Annotated in this window: 23 protein-coding genes and 1 riboswitch; of the genes, 12 read left to right on the top strand and 11 right to left on the bottom strand. The window is 71.0% G+C overall.

The annotated features are described in order from the left end of the window. Positions 1-4: 4 nt before the first annotated feature. The gene (locus AB3M81_RS10940) at positions 5-295 is read right to left on the bottom strand and encodes a YbaY family lipoprotein (protein ID WP_412903948.1); all 291 of its coding nucleotides are present in this window, start codon (positions 293-295) and stop codon (positions 5-7) included. Positions 296-391: 96 nt separating this feature from the next. Next, the gene (locus AB3M81_RS10935; protein WP_412903947.1) at positions 392-805 is read right to left on the bottom strand and encodes a hypothetical protein; all 414 of its coding nucleotides are present in this window, start codon (positions 803-805) and stop codon (positions 392-394) included. Positions 806-1,024: 219 nt separating this feature from the next. On the opposite strand from AB3M81_RS10935, the gene AB3M81_RS10930 reads away from it, so the two are divergent. Further along, positions 1,025-1,573: a VanZ family protein gene (locus AB3M81_RS10930; protein WP_412903946.1), complete on the top strand. Its 549-nt coding sequence runs from the start codon at positions 1,025-1,027 to the stop codon at positions 1,571-1,573. A 20-nt stretch (positions 1,574-1,593) separates the two neighbouring features. Here AB3M81_RS10930 and AB3M81_RS10925 read toward each other — a convergent pair whose 3' ends face one another. The 3 genes from AB3M81_RS10925 to AB3M81_RS10915 are packed head-to-tail and all read right to left on the bottom strand — an operon-like array spanning position 1,594 to position 4,280. Beyond that, positions 1,594-3,753, bottom strand: a complete 2,160-nt coding sequence (locus AB3M81_RS10925; RefSeq protein ID WP_412903945.1) for a heavy metal translocating P-type ATPase — start codon at positions 3,751-3,753, stop codon at positions 1,594-1,596. Position 3,754: 1 nt separating this feature from the next. After that, positions 3,755-3,985 (bottom strand): heavy-metal-associated domain-containing protein, encoded by a 231-nt coding sequence (locus tag AB3M81_RS10920; RefSeq protein WP_412903944.1) that lies wholly within the window; start codon positions 3,983-3,985, stop codon positions 3,755-3,757. Between the two features lies 1 nt (position 3,986). After that, a complete protein-coding gene (locus AB3M81_RS10915) occupies positions 3,987-4,280 on the bottom strand; it encodes a metal-sensitive transcriptional regulator (protein ID WP_412903943.1) in 294 nt (97 codons plus the stop codon). A 100-nt stretch (positions 4,281-4,380) separates the two neighbouring features. Between AB3M81_RS10915 and AB3M81_RS10910 the strand changes: the two genes are divergently transcribed. Both AB3M81_RS10910 and serA read left to right on the top strand, forming a co-directional pair. Next, the gene (locus tag AB3M81_RS10910) at positions 4,381-4,809 is read left to right on the top strand and encodes a PaaI family thioesterase (RefSeq protein ID WP_412903942.1); all 429 of its coding nucleotides are present in this window, start codon (positions 4,381-4,383) and stop codon (positions 4,807-4,809) included. A gap of 50 nt (positions 4,810-4,859) precedes the next feature. Next, positions 4,860-4,948, top strand: a riboswitch (ZMP/ZTP riboswitch). Positions 4,949-4,993: 45 nt separating this feature from the next. After that, positions 4,994-6,244 (top strand): phosphoglycerate dehydrogenase, encoded by a 1,251-nt coding sequence (serA, locus tag AB3M81_RS10905; RefSeq protein WP_412903941.1) that lies wholly within the window; start codon positions 4,994-4,996, stop codon positions 6,242-6,244. Positions 6,245-6,365: 121 nt separating this feature from the next. Here serA and AB3M81_RS10900 read toward each other — a convergent pair whose 3' ends face one another. The 4 genes from AB3M81_RS10900 to AB3M81_RS10885 form a co-directional block, all read right to left on the bottom strand. Continuing rightward, complete coding sequence (locus AB3M81_RS10900; protein ID WP_412903940.1) at positions 6,366-7,151, bottom strand: Sir2 family NAD-dependent protein deacetylase; 786 nt, start codon at positions 7,149-7,151, stop codon at positions 6,366-6,368. Next, on the bottom strand, positions 7,144-7,665 hold the full coding sequence (locus AB3M81_RS10895; RefSeq protein ID WP_412903939.1) for a DUF1697 domain-containing protein: 522 nt from the start codon (positions 7,663-7,665) through the stop codon (positions 7,144-7,146). The genes AB3M81_RS10900 and AB3M81_RS10895 overlap by 8 nt, the downstream gene beginning before the upstream one ends. A 200-nt stretch (positions 7,666-7,865) precedes the next feature. Continuing rightward, the gene (locus AB3M81_RS10890) at positions 7,866-9,887 is read right to left on the bottom strand and encodes an oxidoreductase (RefSeq protein WP_412903938.1); all 2,022 of its coding nucleotides are present in this window, start codon (positions 9,885-9,887) and stop codon (positions 7,866-7,868) included. After that, positions 9,884-10,297, bottom strand: coding sequence for a nuclear transport factor 2 family protein (locus AB3M81_RS10885; RefSeq protein WP_412903937.1), 414 nt, complete (start codon positions 10,295-10,297; stop codon positions 9,884-9,886). Before AB3M81_RS10885 ends, AB3M81_RS10890 begins: the two co-directional genes overlap by 4 nt. 33 nt (positions 10,298-10,330) lie before the next feature. Here AB3M81_RS10885 and AB3M81_RS10880 point away from each other — a divergent pair, with 33 nt between their 5' ends. After that, positions 10,331-10,561, top strand: a complete 231-nt coding sequence (locus tag AB3M81_RS10880; RefSeq protein WP_412903936.1) for an SCO4848 family membrane protein — start codon at positions 10,331-10,333, stop codon at positions 10,559-10,561. Here AB3M81_RS10880 and AB3M81_RS10875 read toward each other — a convergent pair. Further along, complete coding sequence (locus tag AB3M81_RS10875) at positions 10,530-11,069, bottom strand: PadR family transcriptional regulator (protein WP_412903935.1); 540 nt, start codon at positions 11,067-11,069, stop codon at positions 10,530-10,532. The genes AB3M81_RS10880 and AB3M81_RS10875 overlap by 32 nt on opposite strands. Before the next feature lie 136 nt (positions 11,070-11,205). Here AB3M81_RS10875 and AB3M81_RS10870 point away from each other — a divergent pair, with 136 nt between their 5' ends. Genes AB3M81_RS10870 through AB3M81_RS10860 form a run of 3 tightly spaced genes read left to right on the top strand, consistent with a single transcriptional unit; the run spans position 11,206 to position 13,671 of the window. Beyond that, a complete protein-coding gene (locus AB3M81_RS10870; RefSeq protein ID WP_412903934.1) occupies positions 11,206-12,072 on the top strand; it encodes an ABC transporter substrate-binding protein in 867 nt (288 codons plus the stop codon). Between the two features lie 4 nt (positions 12,073-12,076). Next, positions 12,077-12,940, top strand: a complete 864-nt coding sequence (locus tag AB3M81_RS10865; RefSeq protein ID WP_412903933.1) for an amino acid ABC transporter permease — start codon at positions 12,077-12,079, stop codon at positions 12,938-12,940. After that, positions 12,940-13,671, top strand: a complete 732-nt coding sequence (locus AB3M81_RS10860) for an amino acid ABC transporter ATP-binding protein (protein WP_412903932.1) — start codon at positions 12,940-12,942, stop codon at positions 13,669-13,671. Before AB3M81_RS10865 ends, AB3M81_RS10860 begins: the two co-directional genes overlap by 1 nt. 128 nt (positions 13,672-13,799) lie before the next feature. Here AB3M81_RS10860 and AB3M81_RS10855 read toward each other — a convergent pair whose 3' ends face one another. Next, the gene (locus tag AB3M81_RS10855; protein ID WP_412903931.1) at positions 13,800-14,612 is read right to left on the bottom strand and encodes an alpha/beta fold hydrolase; all 813 of its coding nucleotides are present in this window, start codon (positions 14,610-14,612) and stop codon (positions 13,800-13,802) included. Between the two features lie 166 nt (positions 14,613-14,778). Here AB3M81_RS10855 and AB3M81_RS10850 point away from each other — a divergent pair, with 166 nt between their 5' ends. From AB3M81_RS10850 to AB3M81_RS10830, 5 genes are all read left to right on the top strand, one after another. Then, the gene (locus AB3M81_RS10850) at positions 14,779-15,942 is read left to right on the top strand and encodes a CaiB/BaiF CoA transferase family protein (protein ID WP_412903930.1); all 1,164 of its coding nucleotides are present in this window, start codon (positions 14,779-14,781) and stop codon (positions 15,940-15,942) included. Further along, positions 15,942-17,084 carry an acyl-CoA dehydrogenase family protein gene (locus AB3M81_RS10845; RefSeq protein ID WP_412903929.1) on the top strand — a complete coding sequence of 381 codons (1,143 nt, stop codon included), beginning with the start codon at positions 15,942-15,944 and terminating at the stop codon, positions 17,082-17,084. The genes AB3M81_RS10850 and AB3M81_RS10845 overlap by 1 nt, the downstream gene beginning before the upstream one ends. Positions 17,085-17,115: 31 nt before the next feature. After that, the gene (locus AB3M81_RS10840) at positions 17,116-17,481 is read left to right on the top strand and encodes a VOC family protein (RefSeq protein WP_412903928.1); all 366 of its coding nucleotides are present in this window, start codon (positions 17,116-17,118) and stop codon (positions 17,479-17,481) included. Positions 17,482-17,648: 167 nt separating this feature from the next. Then, complete coding sequence (locus AB3M81_RS10835; RefSeq protein ID WP_412903927.1) at positions 17,649-18,173, top strand: hypothetical protein; 525 nt, start codon at positions 17,649-17,651, stop codon at positions 18,171-18,173. Between the two features lie 65 nt (positions 18,174-18,238). Then, positions 18,239-19,429: a lipopolysaccharide biosynthesis protein gene (locus AB3M81_RS10830; RefSeq protein WP_412903926.1), complete on the top strand. Its 1,191-nt coding sequence runs from the start codon at positions 18,239-18,241 to the stop codon at positions 19,427-19,429. The last annotated feature ends 3 nt before the right edge of the window (positions 19,430-19,432 follow it).

The following is a 19,432-nucleotide window of genomic DNA, read 5'->3' as shown; positions in this document are numbered from 1 at the left end:
GGGGTCAGGCCCCGATCCGGTTCAGCTCGATCTCGGGCTCGTCGGCGGGCACGAGCTCCAGGGTGCCCCAGCCGGCGTCGCCGTTGCGCAGGAACGCCCACACGAACAGGTCGCCGTCGACCATCTCGGGGTCGATCGCGACCGAGAACTCGACGGGCACCTCGGAGGCCGTCACGGCGGTCGCGGCGAGCACCTCGCCCTCGTGGTCGACCACCTTGACGGTGGCGACGGCATCGGGCTCGATGGCGATCCGCTCACGCACGAACAGGGCTCCGGAGACGGTCAGGACGGTCATACGGTCAGGGTAGTCCGGGGCCATCGACACCACTCGCCCGTCGCCCGATACGACGACGCCGCCGGCCCGGGGACCGGCGGCGTCGTCGCGGAGGACTCAGTCGCAGAGCTCGTCGAGCTTCTCGCCCTTGGCCTGGACGTCCTGGCTGATCGTGCTCATCTTCTCCGAGACCGCGGTCAGCTTCGTGGTGTCGCTGCCGGCGGCCTTGAGGTCGGCGAAGACCGTCTCGAGCTCGCTGAACTCGGTGGACAGGTCGCCGACGGCCTTCTTGACCTTGTCGTTCTCGACCTTGTCCTGCGTCTTCTTGAGCGCGTCGCTCATCGACTTGACCGTGTCGGTGGCCTTGTCCGTGTCGGTGGCGTCGATCGAGGTCATGTCGCCCATGGCGTCCTTGACCTCGGACTCGGCGACCTTGCAGGCCTCGTCGACGGACTGGCCGCCGCCGCACGCGGCGAGGCCGAAGGACAGGCTCAGGGCAGCCAGGGCAGCGGCGGTCTTGCGGACGTTCATGGGAATTCCCCTCGACAGGGCGGCTCGGCCCGATCCGGCGCCGCTGTACCCCGGCATGGTGTCACGACGCGCCCCCGGACGTCGCATCGAGACGCCCGATCCGGGCCACCTCCCCCCGGAACCGGGGGGATGCGCGGGGGAGACGAGGGGTTCGCCCGCGGGCGCCCCGGTGGCTCGTGCAGGATGGGTCACCCGGCCTCGGCACCCCGCCACGGCCACGTGGGAGAGGGCTCGACGACCGTGCTGCGCGAGGTTCCGGTGCTGCCCGTCGTGATCCCCGTGGCGGCCGTGGTCCTGCTGGTCCTGCTGGCTCGCCTCCGGCGCCGCGGCCTGCTCTCCGCGCCGCGCGCGGCCGTCGCCGTCGCGCTGTGCGTGTACGCCGCGGGCGTCGTGGCGAACACGGTCTTCCCGATCCACCTGGACCTGCTGGCCGACCGCCCGCCGTGGCGGGTGTACTTCTCACCCGGCGACTACGAGGTGGCCGACGCGGTGACGAACATGGTGGTCTTCGCGCCGCTCGGCGTCCTGATCCCGCTGCTCGTGACGCGCCCGTCGTTCCCGCGGGTGCTCCTGGTGGCGGCGGCGCTCAGCCTGACGATCGAGACGACCCAGCTCGTCACGGCGCACTACCTGCGGGGCGGCCACGTGGCGGACGTGAGCGACCTCGTCTTCAACGTCCTCGGTGCTGCCGCCGGCTTCGGCGTGTACCTCGCGTTCTCGCGCGTGCCGGTCGCGGCCGGTGTCGTCGACCGCTTCCGCTGGCGCTGAGTCACACGGGGCGCGACGGGTCAGCCGAAGCGGCGCAGCCGCAGCGAGTTGGTCACGACGAAGACCGAGCTGGCGGCCATCGCGAACCCCGCGATCATCGGGCTGAGGAAGCCCAGGGCGGCCAGCGGGATCGCCGCGACGTTGTACGCGAACGCCCAGAACAGGTTGCCCTTGATGGTGCGCAGCGTCGCCCGGGAGAGCTCGACGGCCGTAACCGCGGTGGCCAGGTCGCCGTGCACGAGCGTCAGGTCGCTCGCGGCGATGGCGACGTCCGTGCCGGTGCCCATCGCGATGCCGAGGTCGGCCCCGGCGAGCGCCGCGGCGTCGTTGACGCCGTCGCCCACCATCGCCACGACCCGGCCCTCGCCCTGCAACGACTGCACGACGTCGAGCTTGTCCTGCGGGGTGACCTCGGCGTGGACGTGCTCGATGCCCACCTCGGCGGCGACCGCGTGCGCGACGCGCTCGTTGTCGCCCGTCAGCAGGATCGGCTCGAGGCCCAGCCGGCGCAGGCGCGCCACGGCGTCGCGCGACGACTCCTTGACGGTGTCGGCGACGGTGATCGTGCCGAGCACCTCGCCGTCGACCGAGACGCCGATGACCGTGCCGGTGCGCTCGGCCGGGACCTGCGCCCCGACCCAGCCGGGCCGGCCGGCGCGGACGACGTGGCCGTCCACGACGCCCTCGACGCCCTGTCCGGCGTGATTGCGGAAATCGCTCACGGGCGTGGGCTCGGCGAGCGTCGCGATCGCGCGCGCCACGGGGTGCTCCGAGGCCGCCTCGACCGACGCCGCCGCCCGACGCAGCCGCTGCTCGTCGACACCGGGGGCGGGGTCGACGTGCGTGACCGCCATCGTCCCGGTGGTGACCGTGCCGGTCTTGTCGAGGACGATCGTGTCGATCGTGCGCGTCGACTCGAGGATCTGCGGGCCCTTGATGAGGATGCCCAGCTGGGCGCCGCGCCCCGTGCCGACCATGAGCGCGGTGGGCGTGGCCAGACCGAGGGCGCACGGGCAGGCGATGATCAGCACCGCGACCGCGGCCTCGAACGCGCCGATCCCCGGCGCGACCAGCAGCCACACCAGCAGGGTGACCGCCGCGATCGCGATGACGCCGGGCACGAACCAGGCCGAGATGCGGTCGGCGAGCCGCTGGACCTCGGCCTTGCCCTCCTGGGCCTCCTCGACCAGGCGCGCCATCTGGGCCAGCTGCGTGTCCTGGCCGACGGCGCTCGCCCGGACGACGAGCCGGCCGGACTGGTTGACGGTCGCGCCGGTGACGGTGTCGCCCACGGCGACCTCGACGGGGACGGACTCGCCCGTCAGCATCGACTCGTCGACCGCGGACGCGCCGTCGACCACCTCGCCGTCGGTCGCGACCTTCTCGCCCGGGCGGACGACGAACATGTCGCCGACGTGCAGCTGCTCGATCGGCACCTGGACCTCGCGCCCGTCGCGCAGGACCGTGACCTGCTTGGCGCCGAGGTCCATCAGGGCGCGCAGCGCGGCACTGGACCGGGTCTTGGCGCTCGCCTCGAGGTAGTGGCCGGCGAGGATGAACGTCGTCACCGCCGCGGCCGTCTCGAAGTAGTAGTGCCCGTGCTCGACGCCGTGGCCCGTGACGCCCAGCCACAGCTGGACGAGCGACCACGCGTAAGCGGCGGTCACGCCCATGCTGATGAGCGTGTCCATCGTGGCCGTGCCGTGCCGCGCGTTGAGGACGGCGGACCAGTGGAACGGGTAGGCCGCCCACAGCACGACGGGCGTGGTGAGGGCCAGCGCGACCCATGGCCAGCCCGTGAACTGCAGGCCCGGGATCATCGAGATCGCCAGGACGGGGATCGTCAGGACGGTCGAGACGACGAGTCGCTTGCGCATCGACTCGGCCGAGTGCAGGCCGCCGTGGCCGGGGTGCTCGGCGTGCGGGTCGTGGACCTGCGCGCTGTACCCCGTCTTCTCCACCGTCTCGACGAGCGCCTGCGGGTCGACGTGGCCGTGCGTGCGGACGGTGGCCTTCTCGGTCGCGTAGTTGACGCTGGCCTCGACGCCGTCGAGGCGGTTGAGTTTCTTCTCGATGCGCGCCGCGCACGAGGTGCAGCTCATCCCGCCGATGTCGAGGCGGTAGACCGTCGGCTCTCCCTCCGGGTGCCCGGTGTGGGTGTGCTCGGTGTCGGTGCTCATGTCAGACCACCGGCAGCTCGCCGGGGCGCTTGAGCGCGTACCCGGCCTCGTCGACCGCGGCGACGACGTCGTCGTGCGCGAGCGGGGCGGCGCTGGTGACGACGACCTTGCCGGACTCGACGTCGACCTTGACGTCCTCGACGCCCTCGATCTGGCTGACCTCCTGCGTCACGGCGGCGGCGCAGTGGCCGCACGTCATGCCGGTGACGTCGTACGTGGTGGTGGTGCTCATCTCAGCTCCTCACGAGACGCGCGATCGCGTCCGATGCTTCCTTGATCTTGTGGTCGGCCTCGGGCCCGCCCTTCGCCGCAGCATCGGCCACGCAGTGGGCCAGGTGCTCGTCCAGCAGCTTGAGGGCGACGGCGTCGAGGGCCTTCTTCGCGGCGCTGACCTGCGTCAGCACGTCGATGCAGTAGGTGTCGGCCTCGACCATCCGGGTGATGCCGCGCACCTGCCCCTCGACGCGGGCCAGCCGCTTCAGCACGGCGACCTTGTCGTCCGCGTATCCGGGGTGTGTGTGCTCCATGCTCCGATCATACCCCTAGGGGGTATGACGTTCAAGGCGCGCGACTTCAGTCCGCCCCATTCGGTGCCGACGGCCGGAGCGCGCTGGCTAGAGTCCGAGCATGAGCGAACTCCCCGGACTGGACGGACTGCTGGGCGTCGAGCACGTCGAGCTCACCGCGGACAAGGTCGTCGTGCGGTTCACGATCACCGACCGGCACCTGCAGCCGTTCGGCATCCCGCACGGCGGCATCTACTGCGCCGTCCACGAGTCGACCGCCAGCATCGCCGGCCAGATCTGGATCGGCACGAAGGGCGTCGTCGTCGGCACGAACAACTCGACCGACTTCCTGCGCCAGGCCAAGAACGGCGACACGATCACCACGACGGCTACGCCGATCCACCGCGGCCGGACGCAGCAGCTGTGGCACCTGGACTCGGTCGACCAGGATGGCAGGCTCATCGCGCAGGGCCAGGTCCGGCTCGCGAACCTGCCGCAGGAGGTCCCCGCGGACGTCGTCGAGAAGATGACCGGCTCCACGGTCGGCTGACCTCGATCCGGACGCGTCCGCGCCGGCTCGGGCGGCCCGCTACGATGGAACAGTTCGGTCGCGACTGGCGTTGAGGTGGTTACCACCAGGGAGCGATGGGGCAGCACGACTTACGGGACCGTTCGCCTGGGCCCCGCGTCAGCCCGATCGACCGCTGACCCGGAGGCCACACACGATGACGATGATGACCATGAACTTTGACGTCCACGAGCCGCTGACGACGATCGACGACCAGGACGTGAAGGTCCTGCTGCTCGAGAACATCCACGCCGACGGCGCCGACTTCCTGCGCAACAAGGGCTACCAGGTCGAGACGCGCAGCGCCGCGCTCGGCGAGGACGAGCTCATCGAGGCGATCCAGGGCGTGCACCTGCTCGGCATCCGCTCGACGACGTACATCACCGAGAAGGTCCTGCAGAACGCGCCCGACCTGCTCGCGATCGGTGCGTTCTGCATCGGCACCAACCAGATCGACCTCGCCGCCACGAAGCGCCACGGCGTCGCGGTGTTCAACGCGCCGTACTCCAACACGCGCTCGGTCGTGGAGCTCGCGATCGCCGAGATCATCTCGCTCGCCCGCCGCCTGCACGAGAAGTCCACCGCGATGCACAACGGCGTCTGGAACAAGTCCGCCGCCGGCAGCCACGAGGTCCGCGGCCGCACGCTCGGCATCGTGGGCTACGGCAACATCGGCAGCCAGCTCTCGGTGATCGCCGAGGCGCTCGGCCTGTCGGTCGTGTTCTACGACATCGACGACAAGCTCGCGCTGGGCAACGCCAAGAAGTGCGCCACGCTCGACGAGCTGCTGTCCGTCGCCGACGTCGTCTCGCTGCACGTCGACGGCCGTCCCGGCAACGCGGGCCTGTTCGGCGACGAGCAGATGAAGGCGATGAAGCCCCGCTCGCTGTTCCTGAACCTGTCGCGCGGCATCGCGGTGGACACCGCCGCGCTGCGCCGCCACCTCGAGTCCGGCCACATCGCCGGCGCCGCGCTCGACGTGTTCCCGGTCGAGCCGAAGGCCCAGGGCGACCCGTTCGAGAGCGAGCTGCGCGGCGTGCCCAACGTCATCCTGACGCCGCACGTCGGCGGCTCCACCGAGGAGGCCCAGCAGGACATCGGCCGCTTCGTCGCGTCGAAGCTGCGCGCCTACGCCAAGGCCGGCACGACGAACCTGTCGGTGACGTTCCCCGAGCTGAACCTGCCCAGCGACCCGGCCCGCCACCGCCTCGCGCACGTGCACACCAACGCGCCGGGCGTGCTCGCCACGATCAACACGATCCTGGGCAACCACGGCGTCAACATCGAGGGCCAGCAGCTGGCCACGCGCGGCGAGCTCGGCTACGTCGTGACCGACGTGTCGGCCGAGGTCGGCGTCGACGTGCTCAAGGAGCTCGCCTCGCTGCCCGAGACCGTGCGCCTGCGCCAGCTCAGCTGATCCGCGCCTCCGCCCCGGTGATCGAGGGTCGGCGAGCGCAGCGAGACGGTGTATCGAGATCATCTGAACTCCCGTGATCTCGATGCACTCGCTCGTTCCTCGCGGGCGCTCGATGCGGGTACTACTCCCCGCTGAGCCGGCGGAGCGTCTCGGCCACCCCGTCGTCGATGCGCACGTCGGCGAGGTCGTCGCCGCGCGTCGCGCCGCGGTTGACGATGACGACCTCGGTCCCGTCCTTGGCCGCGCGACGCACGAACCGCAGGCCGCTCATGACCTGCAACGACGAGCCGAGCACGACGAGCGCCGCGCCCTCACGCCCGGCCCGGTCGACGAGGTCGAAGCAGTGCGCGACCTTGGGCTTGGGCACCGACTCGCCGAAGAACACCACGTCGGGCTTGAGCCGGCCACCGCACTGGGTGCACTCGGCGACGGCGAACCCCGACGTGTCGTCCAGTTCGACGTCGCCGTCGGGGTTGAGCGTGACGTCCTGGTCGGTCCAGCCGGGGTTGAGCGCGTCGAGCCGGTCCTGGACCTCGTCGCGGCCGACCACGTTGCCGCAGTCGAGGCAGACGACCCGGTCGAGGCGGCCGTGCAGGTCGACGACCTCGCGTGAGCCGGCCTTCTCGTGCAGGCCGTCGACGTTCTGCGTGATGAGGCCGACGAGCCTGTCCTGGTGCTCGGCGAGGAAGTGGTGGGTGTAGTTCGGCTCCGCGGTGCCCATCCGGCTCCAGCCCAGGTGCGCGCGGGCCCAGTAGCGCTGGCGGTTGCGCTCGGAGGCGATGAACTCCTGGTAGGTCATCGGCTGGCGCGGGACGGCGTCGGGTCCGCGGTAGTCCGGGATGCCCGAGTCGGTGCTGACGCCGGCGCCCGTCAGGACGAGCCAGCGGCGGTCGAACCAGTCAGACATCGGCGAGCGCGATCAGCTTCTCCACAGTGTTGAGATTACGTCCGGTGCCATGACTGCCGAGCGTCTTCAGCACGAGCGCCGGGGTGAGCTTGCTGGCCGCGACGCCCTCGGCGTAGCGGATGTGCAGGTCACGCCCCACGACCGCGAGCTGCTCGGGCAGGCCCCGGTCGAGGAGCGCCCGGACCTGCTCGGGCGACGGCGGCCGCAGCAGGAAGTACATGTGGTTCACCTTGCGCCCGGCGTCGATCTCGAACGGGTGAGCGGCGAGCGCGTCGCGCAGCTCGGCGGGGGAGCGACTGACGGCCTCGCGGAAGAAGCCGAACCGCTGCTCGATCGCCTGCTCGAGCGCGCGGTCGAAGGCCTCGGGATCGTCCACGTCGCACAGCAGGTTGCCCGAGGCGATGAACGTCGACACGTTCGTCGCGCCCAGCTGCTGGGCGACCTCGCGCAGCTCGGCCATCGGCAGCTTGGCGCCACCGACGTTGACCGCCCGCAGCAGCACGACCCTTCGCATGCCCTCAGTGTGGCGCGGCCGGGTGACGGTTTCCCCGGTTAAGTAGGTTTCCTGGCACTTCGCGTGGGTTGCGAACCACGCGAAGTGCGAGTGAACCACGCTCAGTGCGGCGCACGCCCGACCGAGCGTGGTTTTCCCTCACTCAACGTGGAAAGCGACCCACGTTAAGTGAGGGAGAACCTACTTAACCGGGGAAACTGTCAGAGCCGGGCCGCCAGCTCCGTCGCCTGGCGGATCGCGCGCTTCGCGTCGAGCTCGGCGGCCACGTCCGCGCCGCCGATGACGTGGACCGAGACGCCGGCGGCCTCGAGCGGCCCGACGAGGTCGCGCACGGACTCCTGGCCCGTGCAGAGCACGATCGTGTCGGCCTCGATCACCCGCGACTCGGGGGAGACGCCGCCTGCGCCGATCGTCACGTGCAGGCCCGCGTCGTCGATCCGGTCGTACCGGACCCCGCCCACGAACTCGACGCCCGAGTCCTTCAGCGTCGTGCGGTGCACCCAGCCGGTGGTCTTGCCCAAGCCCTTGCCGAACGTCGAGGTCTTGCGCTGCAGCAGCGTCACGGCCCGGCGCGGTGGGGCGGTGACCTTGGTCGTGAGGCCGCCGCGCTCGAGCTCCGGATCGGTGACGCCCCAGCGCCGCATCCAGTGCTCGAGCGACTCGTGCGGCTCGTGCAGGAGGTACTCGGACACGTCGTAGCCGATGCCGCCGGCGCCCATCACGGCGACGCGCTCGCCGGCGACGACCTGCTCGCGGATGAGCTGCTGGTACGTCACGACCGAGGGGTGGTCGACGCCCGGGATCTCCGGCACGCGCGGCTCGACGCCGGTCGCGACGACGACCTCGTCGAAGTCGCGCAGGTCCTCGACCGAGGCGGACCGGTTCAGGTGCACCTTCACGCCGCGCCGCTCGAGCATGACGGAGTAGTAGCGGACCGTCTCGGCGAAGTCCTCCTTGCCGGGGATCTGCATCGCGAGGCGGAACTGGCCGCCGATCTCGGGCAGCGCCTCGAACAGCTCGACCTCGTGCCCGCGCCCGGCCAGCTCGACGGCGGCGGCGAGCCCCGCCGGACCCGCACCCACGACGGCGATGCGCCGGACCGTGCGCGTCGGCAGCAGGACGAGCTCGGTCTCGTGCCCCGCGCGCGGGTTGAGCAGGCACGTCGCGCGCACGTTGCGGAACGTGTGGTCCAGGCACGCCTGGTTGCAAGCGATGCACGTGTTGATCTCGTCCGCGCGGTCCTGCTCGGCCTTCGCGACGAAGAACGGGTCGGCCAGCAGCGGCCGTGCCATGGAGATGAGGTCGGCGTCGCCGCGCGCGAGGATCTGCTCGGCGTCGTCGGGCGAGTTGATCCGGTTCGACGCGACGACGGGCACCGAGACCTCGGCCCTGAGCTTCGCGGTCACCCATGTGAACGCGTTGCGCGGGACGCTCGTGACGATCGTCGGGATGCGCGCCTCGTGCCAGCCGATGCCGGTGTTGAGGATCGTGACGCCCTCGGCCTCGAGCGCCTTCGCCAGCGCGACCGTCTCGTCCCAGCTCTGCGCGTCGTCGACGAGGTCGAGCAGGCTGATCCGGTACTGGACGATGAAGTCGTCGCCGACGGCATCGCGCGTGCGGCGCACGACCTCGATCGGGAACCGCATGCGCTTCTCGGCCGAGCCGCCCCACGCATCCGTCCGGTCGTTCGTGCGCGCCGTCAGGAACTGGTTGATCAGGTAGCCCTCGGAGCCCATGATCTCGACGCCGTCGTAGCCGGCGCGCTTGGCCAGGGCGGCCGAGGCGGCGAAGTCGCTGACGGTCCGGTCGACCTCGCGCGTCGACAGGGGCGAGACCTTGAACGGCGTGATCGGCGACTTGACGGCCGAGACGCCCTTCTTGAACGGCGAGTAGCCGTAGCGCCCGGCGTGCAGCACCTGTAGCGCGATCTTGCCCTCGTGCTCGTGGACCGCGTCCGTGACGAGCCGGTGCTGGTCGGCGTGCCGGCGCCGCGACATCTCCGACCCGAACGGCAGCAGCCAGCCGCGCCAGCTGGGCGCGAAGCCGCCGGTGATCGACAGCGCCACGCCGCCCTTGGCCCGCTCTGCGAAGTACGCCGCCAGCTTCGGCAGGTCCTTCGCGTGGTCCTCCAGGCCGGTGTGCATCGAGCCCATGACGACGCGGTTGCGCAGCGTCGTGAACCCCAGGTCGAGCGGGCTGAGCAGGTGCTCGTACCGGCTCACGGCTGCTGCTCCATGAATCTCGCCGCGTCCGCCTCGATCTGCGGGAACTGCGCGGCCATCGCCTCCATGAGGGCCTTCGCCCCGGACATCGGCCGCACCATGACGGTGAACTCCTCGATGAGGCCGTCGGCGTTGGTCGTGATGAAGTCGCAGCCGTTCACGCTGACGTCGCCGATCCTGGCCTCGAAGACGAGCGCGCTGCGGTTGTCCTCCTCGATCGAGGACACGTAGTGGAAGTCCTCGAACACGCGCGAGACGCCGTTGAGGATCGCCGCCGTGATGGCCTTGCCGGGGTAGGGCTTGAACGCGACGGGACTGCGGAACACGACGTCGTCGGCCAGCAGGCTGTCGACGCCGACGAGCGATCCGGTGGCGATGCTGCTCTCGACGAGGTCTCGGAAGGCCTTCATGGGCGGGTTCCCTTCGGCTGGGACAATGGATGGGTGATCGGAAAAGTCGCTGCGTGGCTGCTCATCGCGGCCGGAGTGTTCAACGTCGTCATCTGGCCGCGCTTCTTCAAGGCGATCGCCGACGACGAGCGGGCCTGGGGCGGCGCCGAGAAGTGGTCGGACCCGCAGCCGTTCTTCTGGGTCCACCTCGTGCTCATCGTGACGGCGATGACGCTCGGCATCATCGTGCTCGTCATCGGGATCCGCGCCCTTCGAGGGCAGTGAGGATCTCGTCGCACCACTCGATCCCGCGGCGCTCGGTGCTGATGCCGCCGCGCAGCGCGAGCCAGGCTCCGAGGTCCTGACCCTCGAGTGAGGCCGGGTCGGGGTAGAAGCGGGCCTCGCTGGCCTCGTACGCGGCGAGCCGGTCGACGTGGTCGGCCCGGCGGGCGCGCGTGTCGCGCAGGATCGCGTCGCGGTCGCGGAAGCCGCGCAGCTTCACCGCGAAGTCGCTGCGGATCGCCTCGCGGCCGCTGGGCTGGGCCGCCCACCGGTCGAGCTCGTCGCGCCCGGCGCCGGTGATCGCGTAGGTCTTCTTGTCGGGGCGGCCGTCCTGCTCCTGCACGGTGCTCTCGACCCAGCCGGCCTCCTGCATGCGGGCGAGCACGCGGTAGATCTGCTGGTGGCTCGCAGGCCAGAAGTAGCCGATCGAGGCGTCGAACCGGCGCGCGAGGTCGTAGCCGCTGGCGGCGCGCTCGGTCAGCGACACGAGGATCGCGTGGTCGAGGGCCATGCCCGAGACGATAGAGCGTCCCGACGGTCATATGCAACGAATCGCATAACTGGGCGGGGCGCCTCCGTGGCGGGCGTGACGGAGGTGACGCGGCACCCCGACGGGCGCGCCGACGGCCCGCCTTAGGATTCACCCCATGAAGCGATCCCTGCTCGCCGTCCCCCTGGCGCTCATGCTCTCCGTCGCGGCCGGCTGCGCGCCGTCCGACGACTCCGACGACGCGAAGTCGTCCGGCTCGACCCCCTCCGCCTCGCAGTGCGCCGTCGACCAGCTCCCGCTGACGACCGACGGCAAGCTGACGATCGGCACCGACGACCCGGCCTTCGAGCCCTGGTTCACCGACAACGACCCCAGCAACGGCAAGGGCTTCGAGTCCGCCGTCGCCTACGCCGTCGCCGAGCAGATGGGCTTCGACAAGAGCGACGTCGTCTGGACCAAGGTGCCGTTCAACACCTCGTACCAGCCGGGCAAGAAGAGCTTCGACTTCGACATCAACCAGGTCTCGATCACCGCCGAGCGCAAGCAGGCCGTCGACTTCAGCAAGCCCTACTACTCCGCCAACCAGGCAATCATCGTCCTGGAGGACTCGAAGTTCGCCGACGCCGACGGCCTCGACGACTTCACCACCGCCGGCCTCGGCGCGCAGATCGGCACCACGTCGCTCAAGGCCATCGAGAGCCTCGGCACGCAGGACGCCCCGCTCGTCTACGACGACACCACGAAGGCGGCCCTGGCGCTGACCAACGGCCAGGTCGACGGCATCGTCGCGGACCTGCCCACCGCGTTCTACCTCGTGGCCGCCGAGATCGAGGGCGCCACGATCGCGGGCCAGTTCGAGTACGCCGGCGGCGAGCCCGAGGAGTTCGGCCTGCTCCTGCAGAAGGACAGCGAGCTGACGCCGTGCGTCGACCAGGCCGTCACCGCCCTGACCGAGGACGGCACGCTGGCCGACCTCGAGCAGAAGTGGCTGTCGGCGTCGCAGGACGTGCCCGTCCTGAAGTGACCCGGTGACCTCACCCACGGGCCTGACCGGCCCGCACACCCCGTCCGCGCGCCAGCAGGAGCGCAACGCCCATCGGCGTCGTCGCACCCTGCGGCGCGTGGCCGCGGGAACGATCTCGAGCATCGTCGTGCTCGGCCTGGCCGCCTGGTTCATCACCCAGGCGCCGGGCTGGCCGCGCGTGCGCGAGGTCTACTTCAGCGGCCACCACGCCCGCGAGTCCTTCCCCGCGATCCTCGACGCGTTCTGGCTCAACGTCCGGCTGTTCCTGACGGTCGAGGCGCTCGTGCTGCCGCTCGCGCTGCTCGTGGCGGTCGTGCGCGTGATCCCGTCGGCGGCGATGGCGCCGTTCAAGTTCCTCGCCGCGGCCTATACGGACGTCTTCCGCGGCATCCCGACGATCCTCGTCGTGATGCTGGTGGGCTTCGGCTTCCCCGCGCTGGGGCTGGCCGGCATCCCGACCAGCCTGTTCTGGCTGGGCGTCATCGCGCTGACGCTGAGCTACGGCGCGTACGTCGCCGAGGTGCTGCGCGCCGGCATCTTGTCGATCCACCCGACGCAGTGGGCCGCCGGCCGTGCGCTCGGCCTCGGCTACGGCCAGACGATGATGCGCGTGATCCTGCCGCAGGCGGTGCGGAACGTGACCCCGCCGCTCATGAACGACTTCGTCTCGCTGCAGAAGGACACCGCGCTGGTCTCGACGATCGGCCTGGTCGAGGCGCTGCGCGCCGCGCAGGTCTACCAGGCCTCGACCTTCAACGTGACGTCGCTGTGCGTCGCGGCGCTGTTCTTCATCGCGGTCACGATCCCGCTGGCCCGGTTCACGGACTGGCTGACGATCCGGTCGATGCGCCGGCAGGGAGGACGCTGATGCTGCGCGTCACGGGAGTCCGCAAGACCTTCAGCGACCACGTCGTGCTGGACGGCATCGACCTGACCGTCGACCGGGGCGAGGTCGTGTGCCTCATCGGTGCCTCGGGATCGGGCAAGTCCACGCTGCTGCGCTGCGTCGACCTGCTCGAGCTGACCGACGACGGCGACATCCACCTGGGCGACCTCGAACTGACCGATCCCGCGATCGACGAGAACGCCGCCCGCGCCCGGATCGGCGTCGTGTTCCAGGCCTACAACCTCTTCCCGCACCTGACGGTCATGCAGAACCTCACGATCGGGCCGCGCCGGGTGAAGGGCGTCCCGAAGGCGCAGGCCGAGCAGCGCGCGCTCGAGCTGCTGCGTCGCGTCGGCCTCGAGGCCAAGGCGCACGCGTACCCCGACTCGCTCTCGGGCGGCCAGCAGCAGCGCGTGGCCCTCGTGCGGGCGGTTGCGATGGATCCTGAGCTGCTGCTGCTCGACGAGGTCACGTCGGCGCTCGACCCGCTGCTCGTGGCCGAGGTGCTCGACGTGATCCGCGACCTGCGCCACGAGGGCCGCACGATCGTCATGGCCACGCACGAGATGGACTTCGCCCGCGAGTGCGCCGACCGGATCGTCTTCCTGGCCGACGGCCGCATCGTCGAGTCCGGCCCGCCGGAGCAGCTGTTCACCGCGCCGCGCGACCCGCGGACCGCGGCGTTCCTGGCGCGGCACTCAGCCGCGAGGTGATCTCGATACACCGTCTCGCTGCGCTCGCCGGCACTCGATCACCGGCCCGGGACGCGGCGCTCGCCGGCACTCGATCACCGGTGGTCGAGTAGCGCGGCGAGGAACGAGCCGGCGTATCGAGACCACCGTCAGGGCGTCAGCGCCCGGGCGGTCGTGGCGCGGATGGCCGCGACGACCTGCTCGGGGGAGTCGCCCATCGGGACGTGACCGCAGTCGTGCAGGACGACGAACTCGACGCCGGTCATCCGCCGGGCCGCCGTCCGTGCCTGCGACCTGTGCAGGACCTTGTCCTTGTCGCCCCACGCGATCGTGATGGGCACCTTCGCCGCGCTGCGGAAGGCCTTCGGGGCGGTGAACCCGAGCGGCAGGCAGCGCAGGAAGTACTGCCAGAAGCCCCGGGCGCGCTTCATCGCCAGCGCGTCGCCGTAGACGCGGTCGGGCGCGTAGCGACCCGGCCGCTCGTAGAGCGCCCAGCCCGTGACGAAGCGGCCGAGCGTGGTCCGCGACATCACCTCGAGCGCGCGATCGGGCAGGTACGAGCCGAGCTTGAGCGGCACGAGGACGAGGGCGGCCTGCAGCAGGCTCCACGGCCGGAAGAACCCCGCCGGGGACAGGCCCGTGGCCGATCGGGCGTGTCCGTGCTGCGCCAGCGCGATCGACAGCAGACCCCCGAGAGAGTTGCCGGCGACGTGCGGGCGGTCGACGCCCCACTTCTCGAAGTTCTCGGCGATCGCCGCGACGACGTTGTCGACGGAGTAGCCGACGCCCTTCGGCAGGGCGGGTGACTCGCCGAGTCCGGGCAGGTCCGCGGCGATGACGTCGTAGTGGCGGGAGAGCTCGTCCATGACGGGACCGAACGCCTCCCGCCGGTGTCCGATGCCGTGCAGCAGGACGAGCGGCTCACCCTCGCCGCGCCGCGTGTACGCCATCTCGCTCAGCATCGGACTCCCCGGGGGTTGGGCACGTCAGCGCGACGTGACATGTGGCATGTCGAATGGCAGCATGTCACAGGTTCGATCACGGTGGGAACCCCCGGCCGTAGGGTGGCGCCGGCAGCGTCCCGTGGGGCGGTTGCGACCGTGACAGCATTACTGTCACTATGAGGGCGTGAGCCAGGCCACAGGACCCCTCGCGGGAGTGCGAGTCATCGAGATGGTCGGCATCGGGCCGGGCCCGTTCGCGGCGATGCTGCTCGCGGACCTGGGCGCCGATGTCATCCGCATCGACCGGCCGGGCGGCAACGCCCTGCAGGTCGCCCCGCCCGAGCGCGACATCCTCGGGCGCAACCGGCCCAGTGTCGCGATCGACCTCAAGGCCCCCGGCGGCGTCGACGTCGTGCTCGACCTCGTCGAGAAGGCCGACATCTTCCTCGAGGGGCTGCGCCCCGGCGTCATGGAGCGGCTGGGCCTCGGTCCGGACGCCGTCCTCGAGCGGAACCCGCGCATCGTCTACGGACGCATGACGGGCTGGGGCCAGACGGGCCCGCTCGCCCCGCGCGCCGGCCACGACATCAACTACATCGCGGTCGCCGGCGGCCTCGGGCCGATCGGCCGCGCCGAGGGCCCGCCGCAGGTGCCGCTCAACCTGCTCGGCGACTTCGCCGGCGGCTCGCTCTACCTCGTCACGGGCGTCCTCGCGGCGCTGACCCATGCGCGCGCGTCCGGGCAGGGCCAGGTCGTGGACGCGGCGATCACCGACGGCGTCGCGCACCTGCTGTCGATGACCGTCAGCATGCAGCAGTCCGGCTCGTGGTCCTCGCGCCGCGGCACGAACCTGCTCGACACGGGCGTGCCGTTCTACGACGTCTACGAGACCTCGGACGGCCTGTGGATGAGCGTCGGCGGGCTCGAGCCGCAGTTCTGGTACGCCATGCAGGAGGTCTTCGCGTCCGTCGGGCTCGGCGACCTGCCCGACCGCAACGACCCGAAGAACTGGCCCGAGCTGCGCGAGACGCTGCGCAGCTGGTTCCTGACCCGCACGCAGGACGAGTGGGCCCAGCTGTTCGACGGCACCGACTCGTGCGTCGCGCCGGTCATGTCGATCGACGAGGCCTTCGACCACCCGCACAACGTCGCCCGCGGCACGTACGTGACCGAGTACGGCATCACCCAGCCGGCGCCCGCCCCGCGCTTCTCGGCGACCGGGACCGGCATCCACCGCGCCCCGGACAAGCCGGGCGCCAGCACCCGCGAGGCCCTCACCGCGTGGGGCATCGAGAACGTCGACGACCTGATCGCGAACAAGGTCGCGGTCCAGCCCCAGGAGGACTGATGCAGCGCACCCTGTTCGAGGCCGAGCACGAGGCGTTCCGTGACACCGTGCGCACCTTCCTGGAGAAGGAGGTCGTCCCGCACCACGAGCAGTGGGAGCAGGACGGCATCGTCCCGCGCGAGGTGTGGTCCCGCGCCGGCGAGCTGGGCCTGCTCGGCTTCATGATGCCCGAGGAGTTCGGCGGCGGAGGCGTCTCGGACTTCCGGTACAACGCGGTGCTCCAGGAGGAGCTCACCCGCGCCGGCGCGAGCGGCGTGGGCTTCGCGCTGCACACCGACCTCGTGTCGGGCTACCTGCTCAGCTACGCGACGGACGAGCAGCGGCAGCGCTGGTTCCCGAGGTTCGTCACGGGCGAGATGATCACCGCGATCGCGATGACCGAGCCGGGCACCGGCTCGGACCTGCAGGGCATCAAGACGACGGCCGTCCGCGAGGGCGACCACTACGTCGTGAACGGCTCCAAGACCTTCATCAGCAACGGCATCAACGCCGACTTCGTGATCGTCGCGTGCAAGACCGATCCCGAGGCCGGCGCGATGGGCGTCTCGCTCATCGTCCTCGAGCGCGGCATGGAGGGCTTCGAGCGCGGCCGCAACCTCGACAAGATGGGCATGAAGGCCCAGGACACCGCCGAGCTGTTCTTCGACAACGTCCGCGTCCCCGTCGAGAACCTGCTCGGCACCGAGGGCCACGGCTTCATCCACCTCATGGAGAAGCTGCCGCAGGAGCGCCTCACGATCTCGGTCGTCGCGGCGGCCGCCTGCCGGACGATGATCGACATGACGCTGGAGTACGTAAAGAGCCGCAAGGCGTTCGGCAAGCCGATCGGCTCCTTCCAGAACTCGCGGTTCGTGCTGGCCGAGCTCGAGACCGAGCAGCGCATCGCGCAGGTCTTCGTCGACGAGAGCATCCGGGCGCTCAACGCCGGCACGCTGACGATCGAGGACGCCGCCGCGGGCAAGTGGTGGACCACCGAGCTGCAGAAGAAGACCGCCGATGCGTGCGTCCAGCTGCACGGCGGGTACGGCTACATGTCGGAGTACCCGATCAGCAAGGCGTACCTCGACACCCGCATCCAGACGATCTACGGCGGCACGACCGAGATCATGAAGGAGATCGTCGGCCGCTCGCTGGGCATCTAGCCGCCCGGCCGGCGGGGCGTACCCTGCCGGTATGGGGGTGCGGAAGAGCTTCCCGATCCTGACGACGACCGACCTGGAGCGGCTCGAGTCGTTCTACGTCACCGCGCTCGGCGCCGAGCGCACGTACGAGTTCGCGGACGACTTCCACGAGGTCTTCGTCGCGCTGCGCCTCGGCGCCTCCGAGCTGGGTCTCGCCCTGGACGAGAGGCTGACGGGCCGTCCCGCCGCGGTCGCGCTGTGGGTCGACGTCGACGACGTGGACGACGCCTACGGGCGCTGCCTCGACGAGGGCGCGGTCAGTGTCGCCCCGCCGTCGCTCATGCCGTGGGGCGAGCGCGTGGCCCAGGTCCGCGACCCGGCCGGCTTCACGGTGCACCTGGGCGACGAGGCCGGCTGACCTCGCGTCGTGCGGTGGCACGCTCCGCCCGGCACCAGTAATGTGCAGTTTTCACGTCATGCCCAGGGTTCTCTGTGGTCTCATGAGTGACGGTGCAGAACAGCGCCGACGGGGAGGGGTTGAGGTCCATGGGGTCGTGGTGGCAGGCGACGAATCCGGACGTGGTCGTGGCGCCGACAGGGGGGTTCGCTCCCGGCTCGGTCCGGGATCCGCGCTTCCTCGACCGGGCGCTCGTCGAGCCCGGCCCCGGCCGACGCCTTCCGTGGGACCGTCTCGCGGACGTCCTCGGCGCCGTCGCTGGCGTCACGCCCCTGAGCCTCTACGAGACCACCGCCGACGACGTCACCGCGATCGCCGGCCCTTCGGTCCACTGCTACTCGCGCGCCGACGACGAGATGGTGGTCGAGTCCGTCGACCCGCTCGGCTGGCGCCGCTTCACGTTCCATCCCGAGGCGTGGGTCCTGGCGCGCCTCGTGATCGGCCTGGCGACGATCACCCCCACCGAGCCCGGCCGCCTCGTGGCATGCGCCCTGGGCGACGAGACCGGGAGCGTGCTGCTCATCGACGGGAGCTCGATCGTGCTGGGCGACCTGCCCGAGGGCCGGGGCCCGGTGCGCCGCGCGGTGCACCTGAGTCCCGAGGACATCCAGCTGCTGCTGCTCGCCCGCGTGCGCATCCCCGCGGTGGCCTGACGGTCCCGCCGTCTAGGGTTTCCCCGAAGGGGTCCCACGGGGACCGCGGAGCGTCGAATCGGGGGATGATGCGCAGCTCGCTGCTGCTGCTCACGGGGTATGCGGGCAAGTCCGCCACCACGTTCCTGATCCTGTGGGGCTTCGCGCGCCTCAGCGGCGCCGAGGGCGCCGGCGAGTTCGCCTTCGCGATGGCCGTGTCGTTCCCGGTCTTCATCCTGCTCGAGCTGGGCCTGCGCAACGTGCTGCAGACCCTGCACGACAGCCCGCCGTTCCGCGCCTACCTGCTGCTGCGCCTCGCGGGCGTCGCGATCGCGGTGGCCGGCATCGCGGCTGCCGCTGCCGTCGTCGACGGCTTCCCCGCCCTGGCCGTTCTGGTGCCGCTGCTGGGGATGCGGGCCGCCGACTCCGTCCTCGACGTCTGCTACGGCTGCCTGCAGGCCGACGGGCGCTTCGGCGCGGTCGCCGGCTGGATGTGGGTCAACAACCTGCTGACCGTGGTCGCGGTCGCGGTGCCGATCGCCCTCGGCCTGTCCGCGCCCGTCTCGATCTGGGGCTCCTTCGCGGCCTCGGCCGTCGTGCTGATGCCCGTCATGGTGTGGTGCCTGCGCTCGGTCGACCCCTCCCCGTGGCGGCCCTCCGTGGCCGACACCCGGCGCATCCTGTCGGCGGGCGGCCGGCTGGGCGCCTCGCTCGGCCTCTCGTCCGCGATGACGTACCTGCCGACGGTGTACCTCGCCGCCTCGGCGTCGGCCGCCGTGGTCGGCGTCTTCGCCGTCACGCAGTACGTCGTGACGTTCGCCAACCTCTTCCTCAGCTCGATCCAGCAGGCCCAGCTCCGCGGTCTGCGGGCGGCGCTGGCCTCCGGGGGGACCGAGCGGCTGCGGGCGCTGAGCCTGCGCATCGGCGGCCGTGAGCTGCTCGTGGGCCTCGGCGTCGCGGTGCTGGCGGTCGCGGCCTTCCCGCCGCTGCTGCCGGTCGTCTTCGGCGACGAGTTCGTCATCACGCGCCTGGAGTTCCTGCCGATCGCGCTCACCGTCGTCGCCCTGAGCGCCGACTACGCCACGTCCGCGCCGCAGCTCGTGCTGAACCGCTACTCGTCCCGCGTCGGGGTCGCCGTCGTAGGGCTCGCGGCGGCGCTCGTCGTGGCGGGGGCGACGCTGCAGGACGCCACGATCACCACGGCCGGCTACGTCGTCCTCGCCGGCGTCGCCGCGCGCGCCCTGACGGGGTTCGTGCTGCTGCGCCGGGTGTGGTGACGG

The organism is Aeromicrobium jepli (assembly GCF_047246605.1).
In the GTDB taxonomy this organism is placed as follows: domain Bacteria; phylum Actinomycetota; class Actinomycetes; order Propionibacteriales; family Nocardioidaceae; genus Aeromicrobium.
This window is presented reverse-complemented; position numbering and strand designations above follow the sequence as displayed.